Source organism: Paenibacillus daejeonensis DSM 15491 (genome assembly GCF_000378385.1).
Taxonomy (GTDB): Bacteria; Bacillota; Bacilli; order Paenibacillales; family Paenibacillaceae; genus Paenibacillus_D; species Paenibacillus_D daejeonensis.
Genome location: NZ_KB899659.1, coordinates 321,216 through 340,826, shown reverse-complemented (window position 1 = coordinate 340,826; position 19,611 = coordinate 321,216). Strand labels below are relative to the sequence as shown.

The 19,611-nt window shown below is 53.4% G+C and carries 18 protein-coding genes; 5 read left to right on the top strand and 13 right to left on the bottom strand.

Annotated features, from left to right (window positions below; all coding sequences use genetic code 11):
- Positions 1 to 6 precede the first annotated feature (6 nt).
- From F556_RS0101525 to F556_RS0101505, 5 genes are all read right to left on the bottom strand, one after another.
- Positions 7 to 624 (bottom strand): DedA family protein, encoded by a 618-nt coding sequence (locus tag F556_RS0101525; protein WP_020615117.1) that lies wholly within the window; start codon positions 622 to 624, stop codon positions 7 to 9.
- A 21-nt stretch (positions 625 to 645) separates the two neighbouring features.
- Positions 646 to 2,586, bottom strand: a complete 1,941-nt coding sequence (locus F556_RS0101520; RefSeq protein ID WP_020615116.1) for an ABC transporter permease — start codon at positions 2,584 to 2,586, stop codon at positions 646 to 648.
- Positions 2,558 to 3,331 (bottom strand): ABC transporter ATP-binding protein, encoded by a 774-nt coding sequence (locus tag F556_RS0101515; RefSeq protein ID WP_020615115.1) that lies wholly within the window; start codon positions 3,329 to 3,331, stop codon positions 2,558 to 2,560. Before F556_RS0101515 ends, F556_RS0101520 begins: the two co-directional genes overlap by 29 nt.
- Before the next feature lie 98 nt (positions 3,332 to 3,429).
- Entirely contained in the window at positions 3,430 to 4,401 is a 972-nt protein-coding gene (locus F556_RS0101510; RefSeq protein WP_020615114.1) for a sensor histidine kinase, read from the bottom strand.
- Positions 4,398 to 5,099, bottom strand: coding sequence for a response regulator transcription factor (locus tag F556_RS0101505; RefSeq protein ID WP_020615113.1), 702 nt, complete (start codon positions 5,097 to 5,099; stop codon positions 4,398 to 4,400). The genes F556_RS0101510 and F556_RS0101505 overlap by 4 nt, the downstream gene beginning before the upstream one ends.
- Positions 5,100 to 5,255: 156 nt before the next feature.
- On the opposite strand from F556_RS0101505, the gene F556_RS0101500 reads away from it, so the two are divergent.
- The 3 genes from F556_RS0101500 to F556_RS0101490 all read left to right on the top strand — a co-directional run bounded on the left by F556_RS0101500 (position 5,256) and on the right by F556_RS0101490 (position 8,784).
- Positions 5,256 to 6,272, top strand: a complete 1,017-nt coding sequence (locus F556_RS0101500; RefSeq protein ID WP_020615112.1) for an ABC transporter substrate-binding protein — start codon at positions 5,256 to 5,258, stop codon at positions 6,270 to 6,272.
- A gap of 236 nt (positions 6,273 to 6,508) precedes the next feature.
- On the top strand, positions 6,509 to 7,975 hold the full coding sequence (locus F556_RS0101495; protein WP_020615111.1) for an alpha-amylase: 1,467 nt from the start codon (positions 6,509 to 6,511) through the stop codon (positions 7,973 to 7,975).
- Between the two features lie 26 nt (positions 7,976 to 8,001).
- A complete protein-coding gene (locus F556_RS0101490; RefSeq protein WP_020615110.1) occupies positions 8,002 to 8,784 on the top strand; it encodes an SDR family NAD(P)-dependent oxidoreductase in 783 nt (260 codons plus the stop codon).
- Between the two features lie 6 nt (positions 8,785 to 8,790).
- On the opposite strand, the gene F556_RS0101485 is transcribed toward F556_RS0101490, so the two are convergent.
- Positions 8,791 to 9,750: a hypothetical protein gene (locus F556_RS0101485; protein ID WP_020615109.1), complete on the bottom strand. Its 960-nt coding sequence runs from the start codon at positions 9,748 to 9,750 to the stop codon at positions 8,791 to 8,793.
- A gap of 167 nt (positions 9,751 to 9,917) precedes the next feature.
- On the opposite strand from F556_RS0101485, the gene F556_RS0101480 reads away from it, so the two are divergent.
- Positions 9,918 to 10,250: a hypothetical protein gene (locus F556_RS0101480; RefSeq protein WP_020615108.1), complete on the top strand. Its 333-nt coding sequence runs from the start codon at positions 9,918 to 9,920 to the stop codon at positions 10,248 to 10,250.
- Positions 10,251 to 10,465: 215 nt separating this feature from the next.
- On the top strand, positions 10,466 to 10,879 hold the full coding sequence (locus F556_RS0101475; RefSeq protein WP_020615107.1) for an MmcQ/YjbR family DNA-binding protein: 414 nt from the start codon (positions 10,466 to 10,468) through the stop codon (positions 10,877 to 10,879).
- A 506-nt stretch (positions 10,880 to 11,385) separates the two neighbouring features.
- On the opposite strand, the gene F556_RS0101470 is transcribed toward F556_RS0101475, so the two are convergent.
- The 7 genes from F556_RS0101470 to F556_RS0101440 are packed head-to-tail and all read right to left on the bottom strand — an operon-like array spanning position 11,386 to position 19,555.
- Complete coding sequence (locus tag F556_RS0101470) at positions 11,386 to 12,540, bottom strand: N-acetylglucosamine-6-phosphate deacetylase (RefSeq protein ID WP_020615106.1); 1,155 nt, start codon at positions 12,538 to 12,540, stop codon at positions 11,386 to 11,388.
- Positions 12,541 to 12,564: 24 nt separating this feature from the next.
- Positions 12,565 to 13,308, bottom strand: a complete 744-nt coding sequence (locus F556_RS0101465; protein ID WP_020615105.1) for a 6-phosphogluconolactonase — start codon at positions 13,306 to 13,308, stop codon at positions 12,565 to 12,567.
- A gap of 3 nt (positions 13,309 to 13,311) precedes the next feature.
- Positions 13,312 to 14,589 (bottom strand): Gfo/Idh/MocA family protein, encoded by a 1,278-nt coding sequence (locus tag F556_RS0101460; RefSeq protein ID WP_020615104.1) that lies wholly within the window; start codon positions 14,587 to 14,589, stop codon positions 13,312 to 13,314.
- Positions 14,586 to 16,568 carry an alpha/beta hydrolase family protein gene (locus F556_RS0101455; protein WP_020615103.1) on the bottom strand — a complete coding sequence of 661 codons (1,983 nt, stop codon included), beginning with the start codon at positions 16,566 to 16,568 and terminating at the stop codon, positions 14,586 to 14,588. Before F556_RS0101455 ends, F556_RS0101460 begins: the two co-directional genes overlap by 4 nt.
- 7 nt (positions 16,569 to 16,575) lie before the next feature.
- Positions 16,576 to 17,826 (bottom strand): Gfo/Idh/MocA family oxidoreductase, encoded by a 1,251-nt coding sequence (locus F556_RS0101450; RefSeq protein WP_020615102.1) that lies wholly within the window; start codon positions 17,824 to 17,826, stop codon positions 16,576 to 16,578.
- A gap of 21 nt (positions 17,827 to 17,847) precedes the next feature.
- Positions 17,848 to 18,681 (bottom strand): carbohydrate ABC transporter permease, encoded by an 834-nt coding sequence (locus F556_RS0101445; RefSeq protein ID WP_020615101.1) that lies wholly within the window; start codon positions 18,679 to 18,681, stop codon positions 17,848 to 17,850.
- Positions 18,674 to 19,555 (bottom strand): carbohydrate ABC transporter permease, encoded by an 882-nt coding sequence (locus tag F556_RS0101440; RefSeq protein ID WP_020615100.1) that lies wholly within the window; start codon positions 19,553 to 19,555, stop codon positions 18,674 to 18,676. The genes F556_RS0101445 and F556_RS0101440 overlap by 8 nt, the downstream gene beginning before the upstream one ends.
- Positions 19,556 to 19,611 lie beyond the last annotated feature (56 nt).

Genomic DNA, 19,611 nt, shown 5'->3' with positions numbered 1-19,611 from the left:
CGCTCCTTAGGAATGATCAGTCTTGCGATACTTGCGGAAATACATCACGGCAACTAGGATGACGCCGACTGCCAGCAGCGCATAGACCACATTTGAGTAAATGTCCATGTAATGGAGCACGCTTTCCCAGGAATCTCCCAGTGCTGCCCCGATCATGACCAGGATGGTATTCCAGGCCAGTGTACCGATTGTCGTAAATAGCAGAAACAGCCAAAAACGCATATTGGACATACCGGCAGGAATAGAAATCAGACTGCGCACAAGCGGCACCATCCGGCAAAACAGCACGGTCCAATACCCGTATTTGTCAAACCAGGCGTCTGCCCGGTGAATATCTTCCCGCTTCACCCGTAGAAGATGTCCGTACCGGTCCACGATTTTCTCCAGTCGTTCCACATCGATCAACAAGCCGATCCCGTATAGAATAACGGCGCCGCCCACGGAGCCGGCGGTAGCGAAGAGAATCACCCCAGGAACACTCATCCCGGTATAAGTGGTCATGAAGCCGCCGAAGGTCAGAATAATTTCGGAGGGGATCGGGGGAAACAGGTTTTCGACTGCAATCATCAGCAGAATCCCCCAGTAGCCGTATTGCTCCATAAACTCCGTAATCCAGTTTTCCATGCTGTCACCTCATTTCTTGGATTAACGCCAGGACTTGCGAATGTGACGCCAATAGCGATTACGAATAAATAAAAAGTAGAGCCCCTGAGCAAGGACGAAGCCAGCCAGCACGCTGCCGAGCCTGGCGGCGATGGACAGGTAGAACAGCTGCTGAAGCGCCATGAACGCAAATACGCTGTGAAGAATGGCCAAGCCGAAGGGTCCAAAGAACAGCCATGCCACCTGGCGGGTTACAATTCTCCTCAATTCGCGCTCGGTCAAGCCGATGTGGGCCAGCATCTGATATTGCCTGCGGTCGTAAGCGAGTTCAGCGTAGAGACGGAAGTAAAGAAAACTGCCAGCCGCTACAAAGAAAACAAATCCGATCAGCAAAGCAATAAATAGCATCGTACTGTATAAGCTGCTGCGGACATCAAAGAGAGTGCCGCTAATGGCAAGCGCATAAGACTGCTCCTCACTGTGGCGAATCAGGCCTTCAGCTGCGAGCTCGGCTGCAACACCAGAGGTGAGCGCGAGATTACTTACGTAGTAGCCTGTATACTTCTCCATCTGATGCTCGTTGTGCAGCTCTTTCATGATGGAATCAGAGACGACAAGACCGCTAAACTCGCCATTGCCAGGCACATCATCGTTAGCAACCAGATGATCCGGCACAATGACTGCACTAGTATAGCCAATTTCCCGAAGCTCAATGGACGCGGCGCTCATCGCATACGTCTGCATCGGCCTGACATCCAGCAAGGTCCGGTCCCGCTGTGAGCCGAGCATGACCAGTGCATCGTTGCCCTCAAGCAGCGGTGCTGGTGGCCCCTGACCACTAATTAGCATGACGCGGACATAGTCTGAATAAGCAATCAGTGGGAGCACCGTATCAGGAGAGGTCGTTGTGTGAAAGGCAGCATATTGAATGGGCATGGACCACTTCTCATAAGGCAGCGACATCAGCTCCAACTCTGACTCAATGGCTTGCAACTCCGTGGAGCCGTCATACCCGGACTTGGCTACATAAGCAATAGCAGCCGGATAATCGGCAGCCAGATCATCCGAGAAGGTGGTTACGGAAGCAAAGAAGCCGACAGAGCAAAACGCGACGCTCGAAATAATCGTTACCATAAAGAACATTCGGGAATGATCCTTGAGCCGATGTGCCAAGCCGGCAATCGCAATCATATTGGTGCGGTCCCAGTAGGTCTTCTTGTTGCGTTTGAGCATGGCAGTCAATGCCAGAACGGCATGGGTGTAGAACAGGTAGGTACCAACGACCGTCATAACAGTTACGGGCACTACACGCACATAAATGGAATTGACCGTCGCTGTAGCGGCCAGGGCATAGCTGATTAGAATGAGTGCCAGCGCCGCGGCTGTGAGTCTCCAGGACGCTTCAGGAACAGCCTTGGTCCGCTGTCCGGCCTGCAGCAATTCGATCAGCTTGCCTTTGCGAAGCAATAAGGACGTGACAGCCGAAATCGTCAGGAAGAGCAGGACAAAGGAGGAAACCGTCAGGGCGAGCACTCGCCAATCCACATAAAAAGCAAGGCTCTCTACATCAAGAAAACTGGCACCAATCATCAAGAACAACTTGCCTGTAAGCAAGCCGGCGACGATGCCGGTTAAAATGGCGCCGAGGCCGATCAGCATGTTCTCCAGGAAGACCATTCGATAAAGCTGGCGTCTGGTCATCCCGTGCATGAGCAGAACGCCGAACTCCTGGGTTCGAGATCTGAGGAAGGAGCTGACCGAATAGAGCACGAACAGCAGTGCAAACAGATACACAATTCCCTCTGCAGCGACCAGTGCCTGGAGTGCTCCGTCATAGGTTGCACCACTCTGAATGACGGGATGAAAAAGAAACAGCGCGCATACGTAAAACACGGTGACTGAAAAGGAGCTGCTGAGAAAATAAGCCGCATAGGTGCGGCGGTTGCGGAGGACGTTACGGCAAGCGAGCTGAGTTAAGGTCATGGCTGTCGCCCCCCAGCAGCGAGAGCATGTCGATAATCTTTTGGAAAAATGCTTGCCGCTGTCCTCCTTGATACATGTCGTTATATAGCCGTCCGTCCTTGATAAAAACAACCCGGCTGCAAAAGCTAGCAGCAACCGCATCGTGGGTCACCATCAGAATGGTGGTCCGCTCAGAGGCGTGAAGGGCTGCAAAAGTCTCCATGACATCCCGAGACGACTTGGAGTCCAGATTGCCAGTCGGTTCATCCGCAAGAATTAAGGCCGGACGGTGAATGATGGCGCGTGCGATGGCAACCCGCTGCCGCTGACCTCCCGAAATCTCGTAGATTCGTCGTGAAAGAAGGGAGGTGATCCCCAGCTTGTCGGCAACAGCAGAGAGCCGCTGCTCCATTTCTCGGACAGGCAAGCCGTCTAGCGACAAGGGCAGGATAATATTCTCGGCAATTGTCAACGAATCCAACAAATTATATTGCTGAAACACAAACCCGAGCTGCCTTCTGCGGAACAGGGCCATTTCGTCCTTGTCCATACTCAGCGGATCGAGACCGGCAATCCGGATGTGTCCACTGGTAGGCTCGTCGATCGTAGCAATCGCATTAAGCAAGGTCGTTTTGCCGCTCCCCGACGGGCCCATAATTCCGACAAATTCGCCGCTTTCTACTTCAAGCCGCAAGTTGTCCAGCGCGCGGTGGGCGAGGTGGCTTTCGTAAACCTTGGACAGGTTGCTGATCTCGACTAGTGCCACGAGAGTCACCTCCGATAGATGTAGTATAATTGCATAACAGGCTATAATCCACGCGGCAAACTTACAGCCGCCTTACAATATTGTAAGGCGGCTGCAGGCTAGAACAGGATGCGCACCACGGTTCCCTGATTCTGCTGCGAGCTGATCGTAATGTGATGGCCAAGCTTGCCGCAAATCTGGTGCGCCAGGTACAGACCCATGCCAGTGGATTCCTCAAATGCCCGTCCATTTTCTCCAGTAAAATAAGGGTCGAAAATACGCGGCAGATCAGCTTCAGCAATGCCGACGCCTTCGTCCTCTACTTCCAAGACTCGCTTGTCGTCTTGCGTATAGCTGCGGAATCGGACCTGAGCTCCCTCACGGGTCGTATACCGTACGGCATTCGTAATGAGCTGAGTCATGACGAAGGAGAGCCATTTCTCATCAGATACGATACGGAGGCCCTCAGCCAGCTCTAGACGGGGAAAGATCCGGCTGCGGATGAACAGACGTTTCTGATGGGAGACCACCCCGCGGATGAGGGTCGCCAGATCCAGTTCCTCCACATGAAAATCATGCTCAAATGTATCAAGTCTGGCTGTATAGAGAACCATATCGAGCCCCTTGCGCATCTTGTCGAGCTCATCGCCGATTGCCATAAAGCGCGGATCATCCTCGTGCTGGACGATCAGATGCATAACAGACAATGGTGTTTTCATCTGGTGAACCCACTGATTGATGAACTGACGATGGGAATCAATCTGGTTGCGATAACTTAGCAGATCCGCTTGGTATAACCGGGACTGGCTGGCCAGCAGCCGCTGGAGCGCTTCCGGCAGTGGAGACTGCTGATGAATGACGCCTGAGGCGCTAAGCTCTGTTGGCGGCTGCTCCAGTCGTCTATAGAACGAGCGGTTCGCGAGGTAACGATAGACAAGATAGATCATCAGAGCCGCAGAACTCAGAATGATAGCATATAGACTGGTCGTGGTGTTACGGAACCCGTCGAGCCAGTAAATTAGCGTCACGACACCCAATTGAATCGCGTACAGAATAAGCAGTGGCACATGTTCCTTCAAGAAGAGCCTCATGTCAGAGACTCCCATGTCGGAGTCAAGCGGTAGCCTATGCCCCGTACGGTCTGTATGGCATCGGTAATCTCCAGGGCAGCCAGTTTTTTGCGCACACGGGTTACATATACGTTTAGCGTATTGTCGTCGACAAATACCTGATCATCCCATATTTTTTCCAATAGTCGGTCCCGGCTCACAACTTGCTCCTGGCGACGCATTAACTCTTCTAAAATCCGGCACTCGGTCAGGCTGAGTTCAACGCGTCGTTCGTCCAAGGAGAGCTGGAGGCGCTCGCTGTCAAGCAACAGTCCGGCTACCGTTAACGTTCTCTCGGCGCCAGAAATGGCGTACGTGCCATAGGCGCGACGCAGTTGGCTATTGATTTTGGCGGTTACCAGCTCATAGTCGAAGGGCTTGGTCATATAATCATCCGCACCATTCTCGAGCGCCATCACCTGATCCATCTTGCCCTCGCGGGCTGACAGGAAGATGATAGGGCAGGTGGAGACGCGCCGAATCTGGCGGCACCAATAGTAGCCGTCATAGCGTGGCAGATTGACATCCATTAGCACCAGATGGGGATCGTAGGCTAGGCATTCTTCATAGACACGATCCCACTGTGTCACAGAGCTGATCTGATGACCGAAACGGATCAGATGCTCCTCCAGCAGGCGCGCTAGCTGATGATCATCTTCTACAATAAAGATCCTGTACATGCCATCTGCTCCTTGTCATTGATCTGCTCTCATTGTAGCAATCCGGGAGTAGACCGTCCATGCCGTTCCAACGACCGGGGAAAAAACGGGTTGACAATGAGAGTGATTATCATTATCTTATATAGAGTGAGAACAATAGATCAGGGGGAAACAAACATGAAGCAAGACAACAAGACACGCCTGCGGGCTGGACTGGTATTGGTCCTAGCGAGCGCGCTGCTGATCTCCGCATGCGGCAGCAACGGCAATGACGCAGGTGAGAATAATGCCAACACATCTGGTGCGGGGAATGAAGCACCTGCAAATACGGCTAACGAGCCGCAACAAACCGAAGAGCCCGCCGAGCTGACGCTCACTGATGCCTCCGGAACAGAGGTGACAATCCCTGCGGATCCGAAGCATGTGCTGGCTACTTATCTGGAGGATTATCTGGTTGCGCTTGATGTGAAGCCGGTAGCTCAGTGGTCGGTCGCCAACGGGACAATGGAATACCTGGGTGACGAGTTGGCAGGCATTCCTGAAATGCCATTTGATCTGCCGCTTGAGGTGGTGAACAGCATGGAGCCGGATCTCATCATTCTTGGTGACGACACACAAGCGGCTGAAGGGAAGAAGGATGAATTGGCCAAGATTGCGCCGACATTCTTGCTCGGCAGCGAGACAGTTAAGGACTGGCGGCAAACGCTAACCAAGATTGGTGAAATTCTGCAGCGGGAAGATCAGGCTGCGGCCGTACTTGAAGCCTATAACACCAAGGTAGCCGAAGCCAAAACCGCGATTGAGAACGCAGCTCCGGGTGAATCGGCAGCGATTCTGTGGCTGATCTCCGAAACCATCTATCTTGTCGACGAATCAGTGGCGAGCGGGGCAGTGCTGTACGAGGATCTGGGACTGACGCCACCGAATCTGGTGACCGATATTCCAGAAGAAAACCGCTTTAGCTGGAACCAGATTTCCATGGAGGCACTAGCCGACCTGGATGCCGACCATATCTTCTTAATCAATGGTGAGGGTGCCGAATCCGAGACGCTGAAGACGGCGGTATGGAATAACCTGCCTGCCGTGAAGTCCGGGCAAGTCTATGAGCTGCCGGCCAAATCGAGCTGGTTGTACAGTGGTCCAATTGCGAGCGGAAGCGTTGTAGATGAAGCGGTTGAACGTCTTGTGCCTTAAATGCTAAACGAAAATCCTGTTATGAAGCTGATGTCAGCTTTCTTAACAGGATTTTTTGCATTATAATAGGCTTACCAAATCCAATCGCTTTGAAAGTGGGTTTTCCAGTCGTTTCAGCGGTTTTGACCCTGGTTAATAGCTAATTAGCATATACCGTCTTCATCGTCTTTCAGACTAGAAAAAGCAATGATTTTTTTCGTTTCGTAAAGAGAATTTGTGGAGAGAGGGAGATAGAAATGAAAAGAAATCAGACGATGATGCAGTTTTTCGAATGGTTTGTCGAGCCTGACGGAGAGCACTGGAACCGGCTTAAGGAGCGGGCGGCGGAGCTAAGCGAACGGGGCATTACAGCGGTCTGGATTCCGCCGGTCACCAAAGGCCAATCCGATCAAGACACGGGATACGGTATTTATGATCTGTACGATCTTGGTGAATTTGACCAAAAGGGTACGGTGCGCACGAAATATGGAACAAAGGACCAACTGCTGGAAGCCATCCAGACCTGCCGGGAGCATGGTATTGCTGTCTATACCGATCTGGTCATGAACCATAAAGCGGGGGCAGATGAGACAGAGACCTTCGATGTTGTTGAAGTTGCCGAGGATAACAGGCAAGAGGATGTATCCGAGCCGTTTCAGATTGAAGGCTGGACCAAATTCACGTTTCCCGGCCGTGGCGATACGTATTCTTCCTTCAAATGGAGCTACGAGCATTTTAACGGAACCGATTATGATGCCGGCACGGATCGTTCAGGGATCTTTAGAATTATCCATGGAGACAAGCAATGGAATAATAATGTAGACGACAGGTTCGGCAATTACGATTATCTGATGTTTGCCAACATTGATTATCATCAGGAGCAGGTCAGGGAAGAAATGATCCGGTGGGGGCATTGGATTGCAGATACAACAGGATGTGGCGGTTTCCGCCTCGATGCGATTAAACACATTGATTACGAGTTTGTCCGGCAGTTTGTCGAGGAGGTGGGCAAGCCGCGGGGCGATGAGTTTTTTATTGTCGGTGAATTCTGGAACGAAGATGCCGACACCTGCCGCGATTTTCTTGGCAAGCTGGATTATTCCATCTCCTTATTCGATGTCTCTCTTCATTATAAGCTCCATCAGGCCTCGTTGGCTGGCCCCGATTTTGATTTGACGGCTCTGTTTCATCATAACTTGGTCGATTCTCATCCGATGAATGCCGTAACCTTTGTGGACAATCATGATACTCAGCCAGGAGAGGCGCTGGAGTCATGGGTCGGGGATAGCTTCAAACAAAGTGCCTACGCTATCATCCTGCTGCGGGAGAACGGTTATCCGTGCGTATTCTATGGCGATTATTATGGCATTAACGGAGAAGAGCCGATTCCGGATAAGAAGGAAGCAATTGACCCTCTGTTGTATGCCCGGTATCATAAAGCATATGGAGAACAAGAGGACTACCTGGACCATCCAAGCACAGTAGGCTGGGTCCGTCGCGGCGATGAGGCGATTGAACGTTCCGGTTGCGCGGTAGTCATCTCCAATGACGAAGAGGGTTTCAAGCGTATGTATGTAGGGGAGCACAGAGCAGGAGAGATCTGGCTGGATCTGACCAATACGCGGGAAGACAAAATAGTCATCGGTGAGGACGGATGGGCAGATTTCCCTGTAAACGGCTGTTCACTCTCGGTGTGGGCACTGCCAGAATTTGATGTGGAGTAAGACGATCTGACTGGAGGGATAACGGTATGTATCTAGGACTTGCAGGCAAGCGGGCTGTCGTGACTGGCGGCAGCAAAGGCATAGGTCTGGCTACGGCTATGCAGCTGGCGGCTGAGGGCGCCGATGTGGTCATTGTAGCCAGACGACCGGAACCGCTGGAGGAAGCGGTTCGTCAGATTAAAGAACAAACCGGACGGGATATCTACGGGGTCGCAGCGGATGTTTCTGTACAAACCGAAGTGGACCGCGCGGTAGAGGAAGCGGCCAAACGGCTGGGCGGCATCGATATTCTTGTCAACAATGCAGGTACCTCTGCAGCCCAACCGTTCGACGAGGTCACAGATGATGCCTGGTCTCACGATATCGATCTCAAGCTATTTGCAGCTATCCGTTTCACGCGCAGTCTTCTGCCGTTCATGAGACAAGCGGGCAGTGGAGCTATCGTCAATGTCACCTCGGTAGGAGGCAAGACGCCATCTGGCCGTTCGATGCCAAGCTCCGTTACCCGTGCCGCAGGACTTGCTCTAACCAAGGCGATGAGCAAGGATCTGGCAGCCGACGGCATCCGAGTGAATGCCGTGAGCATCGGTACGATCCGAAGCGAGCAGATCGAACGGATGTGGCAGGAGAGCGCACCGGAGCTGTCATGGGAAGATTACTCCACGGATAGCCGCCATGGCATACCGCTTGGCAAGATCGGCGAACCGGATGAAGCGGCGAGAGTGATTGCATTTCTGGTATCGGAGGCTGCCTCCTATGTAACGGGAACTTCCGTAAACATTGATGGCGGTAAGTCAGCTGTCATGTAAGAGAAACTAGGAAGGCTTGGCCTGTTCAACCAGACGTATGCGTTCTTGTTTTGCAGCAGTCAACCGCCCGCTGATGCGGGCGGTTTCTTCTTGCAGCTTGCGCAGGATAGGGCGCAAGCTATGCAGGGCATTGCTGACTCTGTCCTGCGATTCCTTGATCCGTCCTTGAACCATCCAGTCTACGATAAGGCCATCAAAAAAATAATCAGCGAACGTCATGAACCCGCCGCCCAAGTCAATTTCGATCGCAGGGAAGGACCGAACGTCGGCCAATTCCTGCTGAAAACGCGCGACCAAATGCTGCGCATGATGAATAAATTCTCTGGCATCATCCATATGTCCACGTTTTACGTAGGTTGAGAGGGTTCCCCCGCCAACCATATCCCACGTTCCCCATTGCTTCGCCTTCGATAAACTTTCCCCTGCTTGTTCCAGATAAGTCCGCAGGTGGTTGCCGGCAGTTAATGCTTCGTTTAACTCCTTAAGCTGTACGTTGAGCTCGTTTTCCTCATCTGTAATGGCATCCAGTGCATCTCTGAACTCACTATAATGCTCCCGGATCAGCGCCTTTTTGGCAGCAAATAATTGCTCATACTCGCGTTCAGCAGTATATACATCCGATAATAAGCTGCGCAGCTCCGTCAATTCTTCCTTTAACTGAGCCAGCTCTGCCATGGCTTGGTCATACTGCAGCTTGACTCTTACGATATCCTGCTGCTCCTTGTCCATTCGTTCCTGCTTAGAACCCATAATCGTGTAAAAGAGGTTTGCAATGGACAGGCTATTTAGCTTGTCCACATCGGCCTTTTCGGTTTTGAGCTCATGTTCGAGCTGTCGCTCCAAGCGCTCTTGCTGATGCAGCTGCTTGGTATATTCTTGAATTTGACGCTCCCATTTCTGTTTGTGGCGTCTACGCTCTGCAGCAGTCTGCAACTGCTGATTGAGTCTGGTTAACTGATCGTCCATTTCTACTACTCCTTCCCGGGTTGGAGGGAGACGCTCCCTGGGATGATACAGGTATATACGTCGGGAACCGCGGTTAGGATTCATCAATGTAGGTCATCGCCCACGCAACCCGCCCAGTTACGGCATAGGCTGATACCAGGTATGGCTAACGGGGAGGAGGCAGAACCATGGTATGGCATCCGAATACGCAGTCAAGCCAACGCAAGAAACCCCAGATGAAAGCAGCCAAAAGTACCCGTAAAAGACGGGCAGTAACGGTCCCGGCAGTCATTGATAATCAGAATGCCGGTGATCCCTCTTCGGGATCTTCGCCACCTCAAAACGCTCAGACCACAACGCCGTCGAACAATACCAATAAAAATACTAACGCAACTGCACCTGCCAGCTTGGGTGTTACATCGGAAGACATTGCTTTGTGGGCTGCCATTGTAACCATTATTGGCGATTCATTGGCACTGCTTGCTCTGCTGAAAGCGAGGGAAGAAAATCCAGACAGTTAATGGGCAGCATCCCCTTGCAAAAGAAGGATCTGCTGCCCATCCTTATCATTACCCCGTCTCATATATGACTGAATCTGAGAAAATCATTAGCTTGAAAAGCATATCCAGAAAGCAAGCGGAGTGGTAAACTAGACGCAAACGACGTGACGGTAAGGAGGCTGCTGAAGGATCAGGCTAGGGGAGTAGGCCATCTATTTGAACTAGGAGGGATGATTATGAACGTGAACGAGGAGAGGAATAGTTTGGAAGAAAAGGGCGAGCTGTATGAGCAGATTACCCGGCTGTGCCTATCCCTGCCGGAAGCCAGTGAGCGGACGAGCCATGGCGCTCCAACCTTTTTTATCAGGGACAAGCTGTCTTTTGTACAATACCATAACAACCATCATGGGGATGGCAAAGTCGCACTATGGTGCGCGGCCCCAGCTGGAATTCAGCAAGTGCTCATCGATACCAAACCAGAGCAGTATTTCGTGCCTGCCTATGTCGGCCATCTTGGATGGGTCGGAATTAGACTAGATCAACAGGTGCCGTGGCGCGAAATTGAAGGTACGATCCTGGATGCTTATGTGTCACGGGCGCCGAAAGCGCTGAAAGAACAGGTGCTTCAGGAATATGCCAAGCCGCATTAGGATAAAGCTCTTGTAAGACAAACGCTTTATCACGTTTGCAAGCAATAGACTTCGAAAGCCCAGGCTGCTTTCTAGGTCTGCAAATGCGCTTATAGTCTGGAAAAAACACTTAGGGGCTATCCTATAAGTCCCCAAACAAAAAGGTTGGGCGAGAAACCGTTAGGTTTGCCGTCCAGCCTTTTTGTCTTGAAAATCAACGAAACGAATCGCGCTGGTGCTCTAACGGCCACCATGAACGCTATTTTGCCCTAAATCAGTCGTTCGAGATTGTAACGGCCATATAAGCACCTATTGGCCTTGTAACTGGCTGTTTCAGTTTACTTTCGCTGAAATAACTGCGTAGGTGGCCGTTAGATTGGTGAACCAAGCAAAAAGGGTGAAATAAGCACGTGGGTGGCCGTTAGAGCAGACGTGATATTTAAAGGGGCCGTCCACCGTCAGCTTTAACTGACGTTTTGGACAGCCCCCGTTGCAGTCTTATTGAGTTAATAGGTTTGCTTGAATAGCTAGCGGGGCCCGAAACGGCTCATTCCGTCGGTAATGGTATCTACCACCCGAATCGAAGCGCTCGCTTCTTCCCAAGTGAAGGGGGTGAAGCTCGCCTGCGCACCAGTCTCCAGCATACCGAGCAGGGGACGGCCCAGCACCTGAGCAGGCCGGATCGTGACAGCTTCGATGGCTTCGGCCAGGGACATATCTGTATAGGCGACGGCGCCTGCAATTCCCATGTCCAATGTCGAGGCGGAACCTGCCAGAATGGCAGGGTGCTCGACCATCGAGAGCCGGCCATTAGCCTCCAGCTCGACATGGGAGCCTATTAATGAATGATACCGTCCTGGAGGCATGCCGCCGAACTTGACGCAATCACTGACCAAGATTGTTTTCTCGCGCTTGATGCGCTGCATGGCTTTGAGCACATGAGGGGCCAGGTGATGGCCGTCAGGGATAAAGGTGGCCCACAAGCGGTCATCCGCCAGCTGATCCCAGATATAGTTGGGATGACGCGGCAGGTGGGGCTGAGATCCATTGCCCAGATGCGTAGATAAGGTGGCTCCGGCTCGAATGGCTGCATCCAACTGCTCGCCGGTTGCCATGGTATGACCGATGGCCACGACAACTCCCGCCTCTGCCAGTTTCTCAATGAAAGGGAGTGAACCTGGCCGTTCGGGAGCCAGCGTGACCATGATGATGCGCCCGTCAGCGGCTTCTTGAAACCGCTGGAACTCCTCCCAATCGGGATTGCGTGTATAAGCCCGGTCATGGGCGCCGCGGCAACCGTCCTCGCTGGAGAGGTAGGGGCCTTCCAGATGGAGACCGATGATGGATGAAGCACCGTACGCACCAGAATTGCAATAGTCCGCTAGCGCCCGGAGTCCTTGCTTGATTCGATCATCGGATCCCGTGATGACGGTTGGCAGATAGGCGGCGACCCCTCTGGCGTGCAACGCCCGGGTGACCCCTTCGATATCCGCACTAGTTACACGTTCGCTGTTCAAGTCGTAGCCCGCTAAGCCGTTGACTTGGAGGTCGATCCAGCCGCTGGAGACCCAGGGCAAATGCCCCGGGTCTTCAGTCAGCTTGTGGATGGCAGTGATTACGCCATCCTGGACCTCGATTTCAACAGGCTCGCCGGTATCGATGCGTCTGCCCTGATAGTCCATCGGTTGTACCTCCTCATTGGTTGCCTAAGCCCAAGCAAAAATGCCGGCTGACGATGCTTTGTCCAGGTATAGCTGCCAATTGGCGTGCGACTTGAGAATGGTGGATGGGAATTTCGGGTCAATGGGCTTCTCCAGTGTCGATCTAATGGCCTCTGCCTTGGCGCCGTGCGGTACGCAGGAGATGATGCGGCGACTGCTCAAAATCTGCTGTACGGTCATGCTAATCGCCTGCTTGGGAACATCCTCCAACGTAGCGAACCAGCCTTCATTGACCTGTTGCTGCTTGCAGGCCTCATCAAGATTGACAATCGTATATGGATCCGGGTTGTCAAAATCAGCCGGCGGGTCATTGAAGGCAATATGACCATTCTCGCCGATGCCGATCAACGCCAAATCGACGGGCTTTTGAGCAATTTCCTCATTCAGTCGTGCAACGGTCTCCTGCGGATCTTGCTCGCCGTCAACCAGCCAATAGCGTTGCAGTTGCGGTACGTGTTGCAAAAAACGTTCCTTCAAATATTTGCGGAAGCTTGCCGGGTGTGACTCTGGCAATCCGATATATTCGTCCAGATGGAACATCTCAATCTTCTCCCAAGTTAAATCGCGTGTGACGAACGAAGAAATAAACGGAAACTGGGAAGCGCCAGTGGAAAGCGCAATACGGGCATAACCTTGTTCGGCAATGATTTCCTTGAGCGCCAGAGCGGCGGCATCGGCAGCGTGTTGACCCAACAGATCGGCATTATCGTGAACATGAATTTGCATCATTAATCAGTCCTCCTTAGTATAGGTAACTCTCTCTTGATCAAACTCGCTGAGCGGCACCATGCGTTGCTCCAAGCGGGACCGCTCGGCTGCAAAGGCCATCAGGTGACTCTGGACCGATGCCTTGGCCGAGGTGGCGGAGTTATAGCTACCGTGATGACGCACGGCTTGGACAAAGTCTCGAACGAGTCGCAGATCACCGCCACCGTGACCAACATGGCCTCCCGGATCGGTGAGTGTAATCGTCTCCCGCTGACCGGTGCCAAACAACGTAATTTCAATTTCATTCCGGTCCATCGAAGCCCGCAGTTCGCCGCGGGTTCCCATCAGCTTGAGCGTACGGCTCGAGTCGTTCGTAAATGCGCTCATCGTAAAGACGGCCGTGATGTCTTGCTCGAAGGACAAACTGACGACCTGATGATCCACAACGTCATTGTCGCAGTGGTAGACGCAGCGACCATAAGGCCCCTTCTTCAAAGCCGCGTAACGCGCTTCATAGCTCGGATCGGCACAGACGGACGCCGCTTTCCAGCCACCATCCGGCTTAAGATAGATGTCCGGTGCGTAATAAACGCAGCTGTCTTCAACGGGACACCCGTCCAGGCAGAATTGTGGTGCGCCGGGCGGTGCCTCCTCGGGACGAAAGTGAGAAAGATGTCCATAGGAGGACACACTGACACAAGGCGTGCCGGCCAGCCATTGGATGATATCCAGGTCATGGCAGGACTTGGCAAGAATCATCGGGCTTGATTCGTCGGTACGCCGCCATTTCCCTCGCACATAGCTGTGAGCTTGATGCCAATAACCGACATTCTCATTATGCTGGATGGACATCAAGCGGCCGATCCGTCCGGCATCGAGTAGTTGCTTGATCGTCTGGAAGAAGGGGGAGTAGCGCAGTACATGACAGATCGTGAACACCCTGTCATGCTGCTCAGCCTGTTGTCCCATCGCCAGACACTGCTCCCAGTGAGGCGACATGGGCTTCTCCAGAAGCACATGGTAGCCTGCGCTAAGTGCCTTCATGGTAGGTTCGTAATGGTCGCGGTCCTGTGTACAGATGAACACGGCATCGGATACGCGTGGACCGGCGAACAAATCATCCCAGCTCTCGTAGCATCTGTTGTCGGCAATGCCATACTGCTCCTGACAGAGCTGTCTTTTCTGTGCGTCCGGGTCGGCAACAGCTACAATCTGCAGCTCATGCGGTTTGCTGAGGGCATAACCGGTGTAAATCATGCCACGCATACCGGCGCCAATCAGAGTCACCGTTATCGGTTTCATTGTTTATCGCCTGCTTTCTTGTCGGGTTGATCGCGCGTACTGGTACGCCAGCGCTCCAGCTCGTCAAGATCAAAGTATTGCAGCATGCCCGGTAGAATGAAGCTCATCGCATCAGATTCTTCATAATACGTCGCACCGACCCATGCTGAGATAGAACTTATGCCTTGATTGCAAGTGAGGCTGCCGATCCTAGTGTCTACAGCCGCAGCCAGTCTGGCATACAGGTCACAGCGACCGTGCGTATGGATGTCAATATGTGAGGCGCCACCAGCAGCAGCGTCCTGCAGGAGCATATCGACACAACGGATAACATCATAGGCACGCATAGCCGCAAGGGAGTCGCCCAGCCAGAGCAGATCATCGGCCAGCTTGTGCAGTATGCCGAAGAATGCGAGCGGTGGTTGTCCATGGATCGGATGGGGCATATGAGGACCGACACCCGATGGATTAAAGACCAGCACTGACGTACCGCTGGAGATTGTCTCGCGAATCCAATCTTCGTGTGGCGCCAGTTGCGTCGTGCCGCCTTCCCATAGACCAATGACGATGGGAACGGAAGCGTTGTGATCGATTCCCCGCAGTAGGATTCCGCTATTCATCACGCCGGATTGTGACCACCACATCCGATACTCCGCATCCCAGTCCAGGCATCGTCCGATCGGGACCTTGCGGGTCTCCAGCCGGGCGGGTCGCCGCGGTTCAAGCAGCCGGCGCCGGAGCCAGGCCAGCGCCTGCTCCTGAAGATCCGATTCACTTCTCTTGGCCCGCAGCTGCTCCGCCCGGCGAACATTCTCAGCCTGAATCGTTACGACTGACGGGTCCTCTAGGAGCACCTGACCACTAGCTATTGCCCACAGCTCTTGTGGTGCTCTAAGCCGAGTGGTATCCAATGCTTCATCGAATTGAACAGGACACCCGAGCAAGCTGCGCGAGAAAAAGTCAGCCGCCGCCTCACCCAAACGTTCGGTATAGCTATGCGTGGCGTCGTCCACCGTAAACTCCAATTTGTCTCCCCGATGCTCCAACTCCCAGAAGCGCCGTGCTCTTGATACGGTGCGCCGGGTTGCCTCAATGGGGAAGAAATCTGAACTGACAGCTAGGACATGCAGCGGCTTGGGCGCGAAGATTAACAGCAGGTCTTCATGATCAAAGCCTAACGCGCTTAGACCTGGCCAGACCTGCTCTGCGTCCTGGACGCCGCCGGCATGCATATACTGCTGCCGGTTCATGATGAAGGTAGCCGGTGCAGCTGCAGCCAACCGATCGTCGCAAACCATAAGCATAGTAGTTTGCGTGCCACCGCCGGAGTTGCCAGTCACGCCGATGCGCGCCGGGTCGACCTCGGGCCGGGTGCAGAGATAATCGATCGCCCGCATCGCATCGTGGACAAAATACCGGGCCAGCGAGTCGCCAAGCGGCAGACACTGGGCCCCCGTATGCTGATGCTCATGCGTCCCCGGCTGGATGTTGATTCCATCAGGTGGTGGTAAATAACCTCGCCGTTCGCCTTGTCCCAGCGGATCAATGGAGAGGACGATCAGACCTGCAGCCGCCAATTGTCTGCATACCCGCTGGTAGAGGGGGCTGACCCGGCTGTCCGGCTCATGTCCGCACAGAAAGAGCACTGCCGCCCCGGGGCTTGGAGCAGACGCAGGCAGATACAGATTGCCTGTCACGGGATGCCCGGGCCGCGAGTGAAACACAATATTCTCGATTCTCAGACCAGACTCGCTTACGGACCCGGTAGACCGGGGCAGAAGTGGTGTGTCCATGGAAGGCAGTCCGCCAATGGCTTGTAGGAAAGCGTCTCTCATATGCGAGCGGCGTTCTGCCAGCTGTGCTGTAGTATGCAGCTCGTCACGCGCAGCATCCCCTGCGGTGAACGCCTCGTCCGAACGGTCGAAGACGAATCGTTTCAGCTGATCACGTGTGTCCACAAGCGAGAAGATGGTCTGTTCCAGTTGTTGGATGGTCTGCATGGTTGGCTCACCCCCGCACAGCGCTTACAGCGGCGCTGCTAATCAGCTCTCTGATGGGTACCGGCCTCCGTTCCTCAATGGAAAGGTTGGCCGCTGCGCCGATCAGCATCGAGAGGGCACCGGCCTCACTGCCAGCCTGTTGCCCGAGCGGATCCGGCTGTGCAGCATCCTTGAAGAGCATGCTGCGAAGCTTGATGTCACCACCGCCATGCCCATCCGCACCGGTGTCAATCTCGATAATCTGGGTGGCGGCGCCTGGACGGATAAGACGAATTTCGCTGCTTGCCGAGCCTTGCATATCGGCATTGCTATACAGGTTGGCGAGCTCCAGCTTGCCCTCACTGCCCGTCACGGTTGCCCGCCAGCCCTCATCCGGACTGAAGGCAACGAGTGAGTAGGATAGCAGGGCGCCGCTGTCATACTGAACCTGCACCGACATCTGGTCATAGATATCGATCCGCTCATGGAACACGCAACGGTCACGGATATAACCGTCAGCATCCTCGACTTGTAGGAAATGGGAATCCATGAACGGGTGCTCATGCAAATCCAGATAAAATTCACAGCTGTCCTTGTACTCACAAGTTAGACAGCGCTCGCCGCGCTCCTCGCGGGTTGGTCCATAGAATCGTCTGCCGCCGTAAGCGTGGACTTCGGCCGGGCGGCTGTCGAGCCACCAATTCATAATGTCAAAGTGATGGGTAGACTTGTGAACGAGCAGACCGCCGCTGTTGTCCATTTCTGCATGCCAACGACGGAAGTAGTCCGCGCCATGACGACGGTCCAGATACCATTCCAGTGCAATGTGGTGGACATCACCAATGGCGCCGCCCTGAATCAGCTCCTTGACTCTGGCGAAGTATGGCGCAAAGCGCAGGTTGAAGGTGACCGTGACGCGTTTCCCCGTGCGCTGCTCCGCGTCGAGGATCGCAGCTGCATAGGGACTGGTGGTGGTCATTGGCTTCTCGGTAATGACATCGCAACCCGCCTCCAGCGCCGCGATAATATACAGATGATGCGTACTGTCTGTGCTGGCAACGACGACCGTGTCGGGACGGGCGCCTGCGATTAAGGCTTCGAAGCTGTCGTAGACAGCCACGCCACCGCAGGCTTCGCTTAGCAGCTCGGAGCGTTTGGGGTTAATATCGTAGACGCCACACAGATTGACATGGTCGTTTAATTCGTTGGAGACCATTGGCAAGGCGAACATGTAGAACGCGCGCGAGCCTGCTCCAATCAGCGCATAGCTTTTCTTCATCGTGGTTGCTCCTTTCACAAGCTATCCCTTCAGACCGGTGGAGGCGATGCCCTGTACAAATTGCTTTTGCGCCACCAGATAGACGGCGACAACGGGCAAGGTGACGATAACCGCAGCGGCCATAAGTAATGCTGTGTTGATTTGGGTATCGGACTTCAGATAGAGCAGAGCCAAGGGCAACGTGTACAGCTCTCGGTCCTGCAGGTAAATAAGCGGTCCAACCGTGTTATTCCACGCGCCGATGAACGTGAATACGCCAAGAGCGGAGAGCGCCGGCCGGCAAAGCGGCATATAGATTTTCCAGAAGATGCCGAGCGGATTGCAGCCGTCGATGACTGCCGCTTCGTAGAGCTCGCGTGGCAGACTTTTGAAAAATTGATGCATTAGGAAAATCCCGAACGCGCCGCCAAGAAATGATGGAATCAAAAGCGGATAATAGCTGTTCAGCATGCCGAATGATTTCCAGATGAAATAACTTGGAATCAGTGTCACTTGAAACGGCAGCATCAAGGTAGCCAGCATCGCCAGATATAATACCTTGCGCAGCTTGAAATTGAACATAGCCAGGCCAAAGGCCACGAAAGCGCAGGATACAAGGGTACCGATCAGATCAATCGTGACAATTAAAACACTGTTGAAGGTATAGCGGCCAAAATCGACCCGGTTCCAGACGGTCTCATAGTTGGCCCACTGCACCGGATTCGGAATGAGCTGCGGTGGCAGCTGTGATACGGCGCCCAACGTCTTCAGCGAGGTGGATAGCATCCATACGAACGGAAAAGCCATCATGAACGCGCCGATTGTGAGCAGGGTGTACACGATTACCTGTTTCAACAGGGTTGGTTTCTCAGTCATAGTGCACCCACCTTTTCTCGAAATACCGCTGGAACAAGGTGATCGAGAGAATGATGACGAACAGGAGCCATGCCATTGCTGATGCCGGTCCCATCTTGAAGAAGAGGAAGGCGTCACGGTAAATAATCAGGTTGGTGACCATGTGCTGCTCAGGAATCCCTGCCGTAATCGATCCGAACATGCCGAGAAATACGTCAAAGGCCTGAAAGGAAGCGATGGTAGAGAGAATCATGACCATGTAGACCATTGGTGAGACGAGCGGGAAGATGATCCGGGTCAGCCGGACCCAGCGCGAAGCGCCATCAATGGCGGCCGCTTCCAGCATTTCCTTCGGTACATTCTGCATGCCAGCCAACAGCAAGATCATGGAAGACCCGATACCTTTCCAGACGTTGGCGATGGCGACACTTGCAATGACGACCCACCAATGCTTGTTATCCAGCCAATGGATAGGGGTAATACCAATGCTGTCAAGCGTCCAGTTGATCAGCCCGAACCGGTAGTTGTACAACCACACCCACAAGATACCGCCAGCAATCCACGGGGTCACGACAGGCATGAAGTAGAAGAGACGGAACAACGATTTACCGCGAATGGACTGGTTGAGCAAATAGGCAATGATAAATGCGAACACCGTCTGCAGCGGCACGAAGATGAGAGAAAAGACCATGACGTTCCGAATCGATATCCAAAATGGCGGATCGGTCAGTGTCTGGATCCAGTTGTCCAGACCGACCCAACGCGGTGCGTTGAAGAGATCCCATTGGGTAAACGCAATATAAGCGGAAAACACAATCGGGAACAAGACGAAAACGAGTAGATTTACTATAAAAGGGAGCGTGAAGATGTAGCCCCAATAGCCTTGCTTGTGCATGAAGACCGCAACCTTTCGCTAGGGTTCAGGGGCGGGGGAGAGAGCTCCCCCGCCTG

Excerpts from the sequence above, each read along its gene's own strand:
- F556_RS0101475 (WP_020615107.1), top strand. The coding sequence starts at position 10,466 with ATGAACGTGAACGAGGAGAGGAATAGTTTGGAAGAAAAGGGCGAGCTG.
- F556_RS0101460 (WP_020615104.1), bottom strand. The coding sequence starts at position 14,589 with ATGAAACCGATAACGGTGACTCTGATTGGCGCCGGTATGCGTGGCATG.
- F556_RS0101525 (WP_020615117.1), bottom strand. The coding sequence starts at position 624 with ATGGAAAACTGGATTACGGAGTTTATGGAGCAATACGGCTACTGGGGG.
- F556_RS0101465 (WP_020615105.1), bottom strand. The coding sequence starts at position 13,308 with ATGATGCAAATTCATGTTCACGATAATGCCGATCTGTTGGGTCAACAC.
- F556_RS0101485 (WP_020615109.1), bottom strand. The coding sequence starts at position 9,750 with ATGGACGATCAGTTAACCAGACTCAATCAGCAGTTGCAGACTGCTGCA.
- F556_RS0101470 (WP_020615106.1), bottom strand. The coding sequence starts at position 12,540 with ATGGACTATCAGGGCAGACGCATCGATACCGGCGAGCCTGTTGAAATC.
- F556_RS0101480 (WP_020615108.1), top strand. The coding sequence starts at position 9,918 with ATGGTATGGCATCCGAATACGCAGTCAAGCCAACGCAAGAAACCCCAG.
- F556_RS0101440 (WP_020615100.1), bottom strand. The coding sequence starts at position 19,555 with ATGCACAAGCAAGGCTATTGGGGCTACATCTTCACGCTCCCTTTTATA.
- F556_RS0101500 (WP_020615112.1), top strand. The coding sequence starts at position 5,256 with ATGAAGCAAGACAACAAGACACGCCTGCGGGCTGGACTGGTATTGGTC.
- F556_RS0101450 (WP_020615102.1), bottom strand. The coding sequence starts at position 17,826 with ATGAAGAAAAGCTATGCGCTGATTGGAGCAGGCTCGCGCGCGTTCTAC.
- F556_RS0101520 (WP_020615116.1), bottom strand. The coding sequence starts at position 2,586 with ATGACCTTAACTCAGCTCGCTTGCCGTAACGTCCTCCGCAACCGCCGC.
- F556_RS0101505 (WP_020615113.1), bottom strand. The coding sequence starts at position 5,099 with ATGTACAGGATCTTTATTGTAGAAGATGATCATCAGCTAGCGCGCCTG.
- F556_RS0101510 (WP_020615114.1), bottom strand. The coding sequence starts at position 4,401 with ATGAGGCTCTTCTTGAAGGAACATGTGCCACTGCTTATTCTGTACGCG.
- F556_RS0101495 (WP_020615111.1), top strand. The coding sequence starts at position 6,509 with ATGAAAAGAAATCAGACGATGATGCAGTTTTTCGAATGGTTTGTCGAG.
- F556_RS0101455 (WP_020615103.1), bottom strand. The coding sequence starts at position 16,568 with ATGCAGACCATCCAACAACTGGAACAGACCATCTTCTCGCTTGTGGAC.
- F556_RS0101490 (WP_020615110.1), top strand. The coding sequence starts at position 8,002 with ATGTATCTAGGACTTGCAGGCAAGCGGGCTGTCGTGACTGGCGGCAGC.
- F556_RS0101445 (WP_020615101.1), bottom strand. The coding sequence starts at position 18,681 with ATGACTGAGAAACCAACCCTGTTGAAACAGGTAATCGTGTACACCCTG.